Source organism: Micromonospora sp. NPDC048909 (genome assembly GCF_040649635.1).
In the GTDB taxonomy this organism is placed as follows: domain Bacteria; phylum Actinomycetota; class Actinomycetes; order Mycobacteriales; family Micromonosporaceae; genus Micromonospora.
Genome location: NZ_JBEZFU010000005.1, coordinates 488,733 through 499,797, shown reverse-complemented (window position 1 = coordinate 499,797; position 11,065 = coordinate 488,733). Strand labels below are relative to the sequence as shown.

Below are 11,065 nucleotides of genomic sequence, written 5' to 3'. Positions count from 1 at the left end.
ACCCGACCGGCGTGACCCCCGAGGTCGTCGACTGGGCGGTCGTCGGCGGCCTGCGCTGTGTGCTGGGGGAGAGCCCGGTCTGGGACGACGGCACCGGACGGCTGCACTTGGTGGACATCACCGGCCGGATGCTCTGGACCGTCGACCCGGCCGCCGGTGCCGCACGCGGCGTCAGTGTCGACCGGCCGATCAGCGCCCTGCTGCCTCTCGCCGGCGGCGGCTGGCTCGGGGTGTCCGGCCGTGACCTCGGCGGCGTCGACCCGAGCGACGGCACCTTCCGGACCCTGCTCGACATCCCCGGCCCGGCCGACCTCGCGCTCAACGACGCGGTCTGCGGACGCGACGGCACCGTCTACGTCGGATCGATCGACCGCACCCGCGCCGACCGGGCCCGTCTGCACGCGGTGACACCCGACCTGGACCACCGCGTGTTCGCCCGGGGCGTGGGCGCGTCGAACGGCGTGGACACCAGCCCGGACGGCGGGATCCTCTACCACGCCGACACGTTCGCCGACACCGTCACCGCGTACGCGCTGGACGGGCACCCGGTCGCGTCCGTGCCGGTCGCGCACCCGGACGGACTCACCGTCGACGCCGACGGCGGCGTCTGGGTGGCGCTCTGGGGATCCGGGCTGCTCGTCCGGTACACCGCCGACCTCGTGCCGGACCGGGCGCTGCGGTTGCCGGCGCCGCTGGTCAGCAATCTCGCGTTCGGCGGCCCGGACCTGCGCACCCTCTTCGTCACCACCGGCCGCTCCAACGGCGTCGAGGTCTCGGGGGCGGTGTTCACCGCGGATGTCGGTGTACGCGGCCTGCCACCGGCCCGGTTCGCCGCCGGCCACTGACCCCCTTTGTCCACCGGCGCCGGCTGCGCCGGCCGCGGCGAGGACGAGCTCGCCGCGACAGCGCCCGGGCCGGTCCCGGCCCGAACCTGGTCACCTGCTGACGATTGCGTCAGGCCGCTGTCCAGGCAGCTCGGGGTCGTAGAGTTGGGGCATGGCCAACCGGCCGGGCGTCATCGCCGTCGCCGCCGTCCTGCTGGCGGCGGGATGCTCCGCGCCGGCGGCGCCGCGCCCCGATACGACGAGCGGCGGCGGCGCCACGAGCGGCGCCGTTCCCGGCGGCGGTCCGACGAGCACCGCACCGGGCGGCGGCCCGACGACCGGCGAACCCGGACGCACCGCCCAGGGCGTCCTGCGGATCACGACCCAGCTCGGTGAGCAGTGCGGGCACATCGTGGTCACACCCGATCCGCGCTGCGACCCGAAGCCCCGACCGGGCACCGGCTTCGAGATCCGCGCCACCACCCGGGACTTCGTGGCCCGGGGACACTCCGGCCCGGATGGCCAGGTGACCGTCCCGGTGGACCCGGGCACCTACCTCGTGAGCGGCCAACCGGTTCCCGGCTACCAGCTCACCCCGGAGCTGCGAGTCACGGTCGGCGCGGATGCCACCGTCGCCGTCCCGCTGACCTATGCCCACGGCAGCCGGTGAGCCACGCGTCGGCGCCCCGGGCCTGACCGACCCGGGGCGCCGCCTGCTCAGCTGATCCTGATCGGCGTCGAGAGCAGTTCGTTGTCCGCCGGTAGGGCGTCCCGGCTCGGGCTCGGGTCGGCGGTGGCCCGGAGGGTGAGCTTGCCGGTGGCCAGGTCTTCGCTGGTGACGATGTAGGCGAACGAGAAGCGGGTGGTCTTGCCGCCGGCTTTGACCGGGACGGGCTGGCTGGCGGAGTCGACCGGGGTGTAGCCCGTCGGGGTGCCGCGGAACAGCTCGACCTGGACGGTCTCCGGATACCGGGTGTTCCGGATGTGGACGTCGACCGCGATGGTCTGCCCGGCCCGCGCCGTCCTGGGCACGGTCATCCGCACGATCGCCACGTCGTGGGTGCGCACCTGGACCACGTGGGAGACGGAGGCGCTACGCCCGTCGGGCGTCTCCGCCGTCAGCCGTACGGTGTGATCGCCGTCGGTGCCCAGCCGGTGGACCGGATTCGCCTCGGTCGACGTCGTCCCGTCCCCGAAGTCCCAGGCGTAGGAGGAGATGCCCAGCCCCGCGGAGTCCCAGGCGGAGCTGCTGAAGCTGATCTGGTCGTAGGAGCTCGGCTCGCTCGGGTAGTGGTAGAACTCGGCGGTGGGCTGCGGGGCGACGTCGAGCTGGAAGGCGTGCTCGGCGCTTCCGTCCGAACCGACCTGGAACAGGTAGGTCCGACCCGCCTGCGCGACGAAGGTCAGCGGTTGGTAACTGTAGAGCGGACTGCACGCCACCAGCGAGAGCTGGTTGAGCGCCGAGCCGGTGTACGCGGTGACGCCGGCGTGGCCGGGGTTCGTCCGGGCCGTGACCGACCTGGTGGTCGTCGGCGTGTACGAGTACCAGCCCGTGTGGGACGCGGGCGCACACGGCCGCGGCTCGCCGGTCTCGCCGGTGGCGCCCCGGTAGTCCTGGCTGTTCGAGTAGGGCAGCGCGCCGACCGGAATGGCGTCGGCGAAGTCGTCGTTCGCCGGCGCCTCGAACTGGTCGAGCGAGAACCGGAGCGTGCCGCCGCCGGTGCCGCCGTCGCCGCAGCAGGCGCCGACCATGAAGTGGTAGGTGGTGCCGGCGGTGACGGCGAAGGAGACCTGGCCGTACTGGCCGCCGTTGTCGTAGTGGCAGGCCACCTGCGTGAGCGCGCCCTGCTCGCCGGTCCAGGCGGAGAGCGCGGCCTCGTAGTCGTTGCCGATGGTGTGTGCCCGGATCCGCCCGTCGCGGGCCGGGGTGAAGCTGAACCAGACCGACGCGTTGTTGTGGCAACCGGTCGGGTCGGTCGGGTCCGCGGTGGCGCCGCGGGTGTCGATGGTGGTGGTGAAGGAAAGTGTCTCCACCGCGATGGCGGCGGAGTAGTCGTCGTTGACCGGCGCGGCGTGTGCCGCGGTCTGTCCCACGACGAGCAGCGTGATCACCCCTGTGAACGCGACGGCGATCCGCGCGGCAGTGCGTCTGACCACTGAACTCCTCCTGGATTCCGTGGACCGGGCCGCCACCTGCGCCGCGACCCTTCGCGGGCAGTGGCGACCGTCGATCGTCCCACCGTGGCGGGGTCGTCGCTAAGGCCGCTATAGCCGAGGTTTAACGCAGGGCTAAGGGCTGCGGCTGCGCACGACGTCACCCGATCGGATTCGCCGGCGGAGGGGCCAGCGTCGCGTCAACGTCGGGTCACTCGTTTCCCCGGTGGGATCAGCGACGAAGGAGGGCGCGGTGGCCACCGTGGGTGGATGCCCGACCGGCCCGATCGGTCCGGCCGGCCGATGACGGACATCCGGATCGAGCGCAGCGAGGCCACCCCGGAACGGCCGACCTTCCTGGAACTGCTCTTCGATCTCGTGTACGTCTTCGCGCTGACCCGCATCTCCCAGCGCCTGATCAGAGACCTCACCACCGAGGGGCAGATGCCCTTCGCGGAGGGCGTCGAGACGCTGCTGCTTTTCCTGGCCCTCTGGATCACCTGGGCGAGCACCACCTGGGCGACCAGCAGGCTGGATCCGGACGTGCCGGTGGTCCGGGTGGTACTGCTGATCACGATGGTCGGCAGCATGGTGATGGCGGTGGCGGTGCCGCACGGGTTCGGTGAGCGCGCAATGGTCTTCGCGGGCGCGCACGTCGCGGTCCAGGTGGCCAGGACGGCCTACTACGGGATCGCGACACGCCGCGTACCGCAGGGACGGTTCGCCATCCGGTCTCTCGTCTGGTCGGTACCGAGCGGGGCGCTTTGGATCGCCGGTGCGCTGGTGCCGTCCGGGCCGCCGCGCGGCTGGCTCTGGGCCGGCGCCCTCCTGCTGGAGTACATCGGTTGGGCCTGGGGGTCGCCGGTGCCACGGCTGGGTCGCGACCGGCTCGGCACCCAGCCCATCGCCGGCGGTCACCTGGCCGAGCGCTACCAGCAGTTCCTGCTGATCGCCCTGGGTGAGGTGATCTTCACCATCGGCGTGGCGTTCAGCGGTAGCCCGTTCGACATTCCGCAGGCGGCCGGGTTCGCGCTGGGGCTCGCCGGCACCGTGCTGTTCTGGCAGATCTACTTCTTCCGGGCCGGACAGCTGCTGAGCGAGGCGATCGGCAGCGCGCGGAGGCCGCCCCAGATCGGCTTCGCCGTCGCCTTCACCCACCTGCCGATGATCGCCGGCATCGTCGTCGCCGGAGTCGGCTACGAGCTGATCGTCACCGAGCCGCTCGGCGAGCTGGAACCGGCGTGGCTGCTCGCTATCCTCGGTGGGCCGGCGCTCTTCCTGATCGGGCGGGCGCCCCTGGAGTTCCAGGTCTTCGGCCGGGTCTCCCGGTCCCGGCTGGCCGGCCTGGTGGCGCTCGGCGCGCTGACGCCGGCGCTGCTCCACGTGCCGCCGCTGGCCGCCGGTGCCGTGGCGACCGGCGTACTGCTCGGGGTCGCCGCCTCGGACCTGCGCCGCGCGCGCGGCCGGGAACCCGAACCGGCCGCCCCGCCGCCCTGAGGACGGCCCGAACCCGTAGGTGTCCGCGCGCCACGAAGGCAGGCGGTCGACCTCGGGCGGGATCAGCCTTCGGCCAGGTTCCACGCGTCCCGGGGTCGAGTCCCACGCGCGCGCAGGAGCGCGTAGTGCGGCAACGACGTGGGCGGTAGGTGATAGTCCTCCGGGTCCAACACCTCGATCCAGGTGGCTGGGTCGGTGCGCGCGACCGTAACGGTGAAGCCGTCGCCGTCCGCGAGATCGACATGAATCATGCACCCCCCGTCGTACGGCTGGAGTTCGTAGTCGAAGACCAGCCCCTCGGCCGCGAAGCGTGCGGCGACGGTTCGGGCCAGCTCGTCGGCGCGCCGCACATGCTGTTCCATCTCAGCGATTCTGCTGTCTCTCGTTCGCCAGGTGGGCGCCGACATGCGGGCAACCCGAACCTGCGTCGTCCCGCACCGTCCCGCCTGACGGCATCGATTGAAGGAAACTTTCGTCGACCGCTTTCCGCGCCTAATCGGCCGATCGCCGCTGCCGGCCGCCCGCTGGCCGCACTGGTGCACCCGGGAGCTGTGCCGCACCTCGCCCGGTCGCAAGGATCAAAGATGTTCGATCAGCGGCTTCGACGGGGAGGCATCATGACGGGCGTCCGGAGGCGGGACCTGCTGGCGGGAGCGGCCGGCGCGGCGGCACTGGCGGGAAGCGGGATCGCCGAGGTCGAGCCGGCCCGGGCCGCCCGCGGCGCGGAAGACGCGCACCGACCGGACGAACGACGGGTACGGCTGCGGCAAGGCACGGACGTCGCCGCCCAGCTCTCCCCGGACGGCCGGATGATCGCGATGGACCTGGTCAGCGTGCTGTGGGTGCTGCCCGCGTCCGGTGGTCCGGCCCGGCGCCTCACCAGCGACCTGTTCGACATCGCCCAGCCGGACTGGGCGCCGGACAGCTCGACGATCGCCTTCCAGTCGTACCGGGACGGCAGCTTCAACCTCTGGCTGATCCGGCCGGACGGCTCCGGCCTGCGGCAGCTCACCAACGGCCCGTACGACCATCGGGAGCCCCGCTTCTCGCCGGACGGCCGGCGCATCGCCTTCTCCTCGGACCTGTCCGGGAGTTACGGCATCCACCTGCTCGACGTGGACACCGGCCGGATCACCCCCGTCGCCGACACCGGCGTCGAGGAGTACGAGCCGGCGTGGTCCCCGGACGGCGGCCGGATCGCCTTCGTCGTCGCCAACACCCGCATCGACGTGGTCGACCTGGCCAGCGGCGTTCGGAGCACCGCGGTGACGGCCCCGGCCGGCGCGGTCCTGCACAGCCCGACCTGGACCCCGGACGGCCGTGACCTGGTCTACCACCGGCTGCTGGACGGCCGTAGCGAGCTGTGGCGCAACGGCGCGGCCCTGGTGACCGGCGAGGACACCTACCCGTTCCGGGTGTCCTGGCGCTCCGAGCGCGAGTTCGTCTACACCGCGGACGGGCGCATCCGCCGCCGGCGGCTCGACGGTGACCGCCGCCAGGAGGTCGGCTTCGCCGCCGCGGTCACCGTCGCCACACCCCGCTATCGCAAGCGGCGGCGCGACTTCGACTCGACCACCCGCAGGCCGGTGGTGGGCATCGGCAGCCCGGTGCTCTCGCCGGACGGACGGCAGGTCGCCTTCCGGGCGCTCAACGACATCTACCTGATGACCATCGGGCAGCCACCCCGCCCGCTCACCCGCGACGACTGGTGGACCTGCGACCCGGCGTGGTCACCGGACGGGCGCTACCTGTCGTACTCCACCGACCGGGGCGGGAAGCTGGACATCTGGCTGCGCGACCTGCGTACCGGCGCGGAGCGGCAGCTGACCAACCTGCCCGACGCGGCGGCGGTCTCCGGGACCTGGTCGCCGGCGGGCGACCGGCTCGCGTTCCTCGACCAGAACGGCGCGCTCTACACCGTCGAGGTGGCGTCCGGGGCGGTGCAGCCGGTCTTCGCGGCCACCTTCGAACCCGGCCGCCCGACCTGGTCGGCCGACGGCGCGGTCATCGCGCTCGCCGCCGTCGTGCCCTACTCCGCCCGCTACCGGGAAGGGCTCAGCAAGATCCTGCTGGTCGACCGGAGCACCGGCGCCGCCCGCTACGTCGACCCGATGCCGCACCGGTCGATCCAGACCCGCGGCGACGACGGCCCGGTCTGGTCGCCCGACGGCCGGCGGATGGCGTTCGTGGTGGCCAGCGTGCTCTGGGTGGTCGACGTCCACCCCGACGGCACCTTCGCCGGGCCGCCCCGCCAGGTCACCCACGAGGTCACCGACGCGCCGAGTTGGAGCGGCGACTCCGGCTCGCTGCTCTACCTGAACAACGGCCGGCTGCGGCTCGTGCCGGCCGACGGCGGTGCGCCGCGTACCGTGCCGGTCGGGTTGAGCTGGACCAACAGCCGGCCACGCGGGCGTACGGTGATCCGGGCCGGCCGGCTGTGGGACGGCGTCGGCCCACGCCTGCGCGCCGACGTCGACGTGGTCGTCGAGGGGCACCGGATCGTCGCCGTCGAGAAGTCCCGACCCGGCCGCGACGGCCGGATCGTCGACGCCCGCGACGCCGTGGTCACCCCCGGTCTGATCGACATGCACCACCACCGCGAGATGCAGGGGTACGCCTACGGCGCCCGGCAGAACCGGCTGTGGCTCTCCCTCGGCGTCACCACCACCCGGTCACCGGGCAGCCCGGCGTACCACATGGTCGAGGAGCGGGAGTCGGTGCAGTCCGGGGCCCGGATCGGGCCGCGGTACTTCGCCACCGGCGAGGCGGTCGACGGAGCCCGAATCTTCTACAACTTCATGCGCCCGACCTTCGACGAGCGGCAACTGGCGCTGGAGCTGGAACGGGCCGGGGCGCTGGACTACGACCTGATGAAGGCGTACGTCCGGTTGCCCGTCGCGTGGCAGCGGGCGGTGGTCGAGTGGTCGCACCGGCACGGGGTGCACGCCACCTCCCACTACCACTACCCGGCGTTCGCCTTCGGCAGCGACGGGATGGAACACACCGGTGCGACGAACCGGTTCGGCTACTCCCGCACGGTCACCGCGATCGGCGCCGGCTACCAGGACGTCATCGACATCTTCGACACCTCCCGGGCGGCGCGCACGCCGACCCTGTTCGGGGCGAACACCCTGCTGCGCGAGGACACCTCACTGGTCACCGACCGCCGGGTCCGCACCCTCTACCCCTCCTGGCAGTACGCGGCCCTGCAGGCCGCGGTCACCACGGCGCAGACCACCGACCAGACGGCCAACCGGGAGAACCTGGCCCGGCAGGTCGCGCAGGTGGCGGCGATGGTGCGCGGCGGCGGCCGGGTGCTCACCGGGACGGACTCGCCGATCGCGTTCAACGCGGTCAGCCTGCACCTCAACCTGCGGGCGATGGTCGCGTACGGGCTCAGCCCGTACGAGGCGTTGACGACCGCCACCCGGGGGCCGGGGGAGTTCCTCGAGGAGCCGATCGGGCAGGTCGTGCCCGGCGGTTACGCCGATCTGGTGGTGCTCGGCGGTGACCCGCTCGCCGACATCGACCAGGCGGCCAACGTCCGGCAGACGATGGCCAACGGGGTGCTGCACAGCGTCGACGAGCTGCTCGCGCCCTTCGAGGCCGGCGCCGCCGCGCGCACGACCGCCACCCCGCTGAACACCCTGCTGCCGGCCGTGCCCGAGCACCCGGACAACGCCCGCTACTGGTGGCACGACCCCCACTACGTCGACGAGAGCCGGCACTCGTGCTGCGCGGAGCTGTGACCGGGGCGTCGCCCAGCGGCCCGGGCGTCACGACTGGAGGAGCCATGAGCAGACCCGTCATCAGCGCGGCGGTCGCCGCCGTCCTCGTCCTGGCCGGGCTCGTCGCGCCGGCCACCCCGGCCGGGGCGGGACCGCCGAGCGGCCCCCGACCCGGCGAGGTGACGCTGACCGAGTCGGCGTTGCAGGGTGTCCACGGCACCTCGCCCGACGTGACCGTCCGCAACGTGCTCACCGTGACCGCCAAGGGCCAGCACCTGCGGGTCCGGCTCGGCAACCCGTTCGGCGCGACCGCGCTCCGCGTCCGGTCGGCCTCTGTCGGTCTGCAGGCGAGCGTGGACGACCCCGCGCTGCTGCCCCGGTCGGTGCGGTCGCTGACCTTCCGTGGGGCCCGCGGCGTCACCGTCGCGCCGGGCGCGAGTGTCTGGTCGGATCCGGTCGGGCTGAACGTCCGCGCCGGCGACCACGTGGCGGTCAGCGTCCACGCGCCGGGCGGGCCGGTCAACGACCACAGCTTCCCGCCACCGGAGACCGACACCCCCGGCTCGTTCCTGTCGGTCGGGCCCGGCGACGCCACCCTCGACACGACCGGGCGGGCGTACGGCGCGTTCCGCCCGGGGACGCTGTGGTGGGTGGACGCGGTGGCCGGACGGTCGCCGGCCCGCGGCACCATCGTCGCGCTCGGCGACTCCATCACCGACGGCTACCAGGCGGTCGGCGGTGGACCGCGGTGGACCGACGTGCTCGCCCAGCGGATCAACACGCTGCCGCCCGGTCGGCAGCTCTCGGTGGCCAACGCCGGCATCAGCGGCAACACGGTCAGCGTCCAGCCCAACCCGTACGACCCGACCGGCCAGTGCTGCGGGCCGCCGGCGCCGCTGCGGCTGGAGCGCGACGTGCTGTCCCTTCCGGGGGTGGAGTACGTGATCCTGCTGGAGGGCACGAACGACATCGGCGGTGGCGCGAACGCCCCGTCGGCGCCACCGGAGCAGGTGATCGGCGCGATGCGGGACATCGCCGCCCGGGTGCACGCCGCCGGACACAAGATCATCGGTGCGACGATCCTGCCGATGTGCAACCCGGCCGGCAGCGTCCAGGAGCAGACCCGGCTCGCGGTGAACCAGTGGATCCGCACCTCGGGCGTCTTCGACTCGGTCCTCGACTTCGACGCGGTGTTGAAGGACCCGGACGACCCGACCGTCATCCACGGCCCGTGGCGCTACGACTGCTACCACCCGAACGCGGCGGGCGACCGGGTGCTCGGCGAGTCGATTCCGCTGAGCGTCTTCGGGCTCACGCCCAGCACCGCCGGGGTGTGAGACCGGCGCCGGTGTGCTGGCGCCCGATCCGTGACGCCGGCACACCGGTGCGCCCCGGCAGGAAGATTTCCGCTGGCCGCTCATCGTGAATTCCAGCTCCGACAAGTACCCGGCGTCGCTCGGCCTAGCATTGTTCGTGGTCAAGAATCGGACGTGGTGGAACCTGCTGATGGCCGGCTCGGTCGTCGCCACGCCTCCCATGATCGTCGCGTTCCTGCTGCTCCAGCGCCGGTTCATCCAGGGCATCTCGATGAGCGGGCTCAAGGGATGACCGGCGGCGGGCCCCGAGAGCTGGTCGAGGAGCTGCTGAACGAGGGCGGGGGAGTGCTGCGCCTCGCGCCGGCGTTCGTCGCGCGCGACCTGGTGCCGCCCGGCCGGCGACTCGGCCTGCCCGAGGACGCGTACGACCTCGGCGAGCGGGGCTACCTCTGCGAGCGGTGGCTGGGCTCGACCACCCGGGCCGACAACCGCGTCGGCCCGCCCGACGAGGGGCTCAGTCACCTCGTCGACGCCAGCGGGCGACGGCGGTTGACCCTGCGGGAGGCGATCGACGCCGACCCCGCGGCCGTCATGGGCGAGGCGTACGCGGCGACCCACCCGCAAGGTCTGGGCCGCCTGGCGAAGCTGCTCGACTACGGCGCCCGCATCCCGTACCACGTCCATCCGCCGCAACGCTTCGCGGAGCTGGTCGGGCGCCGGTCGAAGGACGAGGCGTACTACTTCCCGGCCGGCGTCGACACCGGCCCGCGTCCGGAGACGTTCTTCGGCGTGCACCCGTGGATCGCCCGGGAGCGGTCGTACGAGGTGCTGCTGCCGTACCTCGTCGACTGGGACAGTGACCTGATCCTCCGCCACGCGCGGGCCGAGTTGCAGGTGCCGGATGACGGATTCCAGGTCCGGTCGGGGGTGCTGCACGCGCCGGGCACGGCGCTGACCGTGGAGCTCCAGGAGGACTCGGACGTCTTCGCCATGTTCCAGGCCCTCAACGCGGGCCGGATCATCTCCAAGGACCTGCTCTTCAAGGACGTACGCCCCGAGGACCGGCGCGAGCACGCGGAGCGTTTTCCGCTGGGCTTCGTGGAGTGGGAACTGAACGGCGACCCGTTCTTCTACGAGCACAACCACCTGACGCCGCGGCCGGTCGACGCCGGCGAGCCGGCCGGCGGGCGGGAATGGTGGATCTTCTACAACACAACCAAGTTCTCCGGGAAGAAGCTCGTCGTCCCGGCCGGGGCGAGCCACTCGACGACCGAACGCGGCGTGTACTCGATCCTGGTCTGGTCGGGCACGGGGCGGTACTGCGGCCACGACGTCCGGGCCGGCGACGCCGATTCGGACGAGCTGCTGGTCAGCCATGCCACCGCGACGGCACCGCACCCGGTGGAGAACACCGGCGACACCGACCTGGTGGTGTTCAAGTTCTTCGGTCCGGGCATCAACGACACCCCGATCATCCCGCGCTACCCGAGTTAGCACCCGCGCGGTCGACCCGGGGCGGCCGGGGTTCGCGGTCCGGGTGGGCGAT

Annotated in this window: 9 protein-coding genes; 7 read left to right on the top strand and 2 right to left on the bottom strand. The window is 72.7% G+C overall.

The genetic code is table 11. The features are described 5' to 3' along the window. Positions 1–11 precede the first annotated feature (11 nt). Complete coding sequence (locus tag AB0C04_RS17205; protein WP_357055011.1) at positions 12–845, top strand: SMP-30/gluconolactonase/LRE family protein; 834 nt, start codon at positions 12–14, stop codon at positions 843–845. Positions 846–996: 151 nt separating this feature from the next. Then, a complete protein-coding gene (locus AB0C04_RS17200) occupies positions 997–1,494 on the top strand; it encodes a hypothetical protein (protein ID WP_357055007.1) in 498 nt (165 codons plus the stop codon). A 47-nt stretch (positions 1,495–1,541) separates the two neighbouring features. Here AB0C04_RS17200 and AB0C04_RS17195 read toward each other — a convergent pair whose 3' ends face one another. Beyond that, positions 1,542–2,981 (bottom strand): PKD domain-containing protein, encoded by a 1,440-nt coding sequence (locus tag AB0C04_RS17195; RefSeq protein WP_357055004.1) that lies wholly within the window; start codon positions 2,979–2,981, stop codon positions 1,542–1,544. A 267-nt stretch (positions 2,982–3,248) separates the two neighbouring features. Between AB0C04_RS17195 and AB0C04_RS17190 the strand changes: the two genes are divergently transcribed. Further along, positions 3,249–4,475, top strand: a complete 1,227-nt coding sequence (locus AB0C04_RS17190; protein WP_357055001.1) for a low temperature requirement protein A — start codon at positions 3,249–3,251, stop codon at positions 4,473–4,475. A gap of 62 nt (positions 4,476–4,537) precedes the next feature. Here AB0C04_RS17190 and AB0C04_RS17185 read toward each other — a convergent pair whose 3' ends face one another. Beyond that, positions 4,538–4,837: a hypothetical protein gene (locus tag AB0C04_RS17185; protein ID WP_357054998.1), complete on the bottom strand. Its 300-nt coding sequence runs from the start codon at positions 4,835–4,837 to the stop codon at positions 4,538–4,540. A gap of 255 nt (positions 4,838–5,092) precedes the next feature. Between AB0C04_RS17185 and AB0C04_RS17180 the strand changes: the two genes are divergently transcribed. The 4 genes from AB0C04_RS17180 to AB0C04_RS17165 all read left to right on the top strand — a co-directional run bounded on the left by AB0C04_RS17180 (position 5,093) and on the right by AB0C04_RS17165 (position 11,013). Next, positions 5,093–8,224: an amidohydrolase family protein gene (locus AB0C04_RS17180; RefSeq protein ID WP_357054995.1), complete on the top strand. Its 3,132-nt coding sequence runs from the start codon at positions 5,093–5,095 to the stop codon at positions 8,222–8,224. A 44-nt stretch (positions 8,225–8,268) separates the two neighbouring features. Beyond that, entirely contained in the window at positions 8,269–9,540 is a 1,272-nt protein-coding gene (locus tag AB0C04_RS17175; protein WP_357054993.1) for a GDSL-type esterase/lipase family protein, read from the top strand. 85 nt (positions 9,541–9,625) lie between these two features. Further along, positions 9,626–9,811: a hypothetical protein gene (locus tag AB0C04_RS17170; RefSeq protein ID WP_357054990.1), complete on the top strand. Its 186-nt coding sequence runs from the start codon at positions 9,626–9,628 to the stop codon at positions 9,809–9,811. Next, a complete protein-coding gene (locus AB0C04_RS17165) occupies positions 9,808–11,013 on the top strand; it encodes a hypothetical protein (protein WP_357054987.1) in 1,206 nt (401 codons plus the stop codon). Before AB0C04_RS17170 ends, AB0C04_RS17165 begins: the two co-directional genes overlap by 4 nt. Positions 11,014–11,065 lie beyond the last annotated feature (52 nt).

What these genes read in the sequence shown, in the direction of transcription:
- AB0C04_RS17200 (WP_357055007.1), top strand. Translation starts at nt 997, where the DNA reads ATGGCCAACCGGCCGGGCGTCATCGCCGTCGCCGCCGTCCTGCTGGCG.
- AB0C04_RS17190 (WP_357055001.1), top strand. Translation starts at nt 3,249, where the DNA reads ATGCCCGACCGGCCCGATCGGTCCGGCCGGCCGATGACGGACATCCGG.
- AB0C04_RS17185 (WP_357054998.1), bottom strand. Translation starts at nt 4,837, where the DNA reads ATGGAACAGCATGTGCGGCGCGCCGACGAGCTGGCCCGAACCGTCGCC.
- AB0C04_RS17180 (WP_357054995.1), top strand. Translation starts at nt 5,093, where the DNA reads ATGACGGGCGTCCGGAGGCGGGACCTGCTGGCGGGAGCGGCCGGCGCG.
- AB0C04_RS17175 (WP_357054993.1), top strand. Translation starts at nt 8,269, where the DNA reads ATGAGCAGACCCGTCATCAGCGCGGCGGTCGCCGCCGTCCTCGTCCTG.
- AB0C04_RS17165 (WP_357054987.1), top strand. Translation starts at nt 9,808, where the DNA reads ATGACCGGCGGCGGGCCCCGAGAGCTGGTCGAGGAGCTGCTGAACGAG.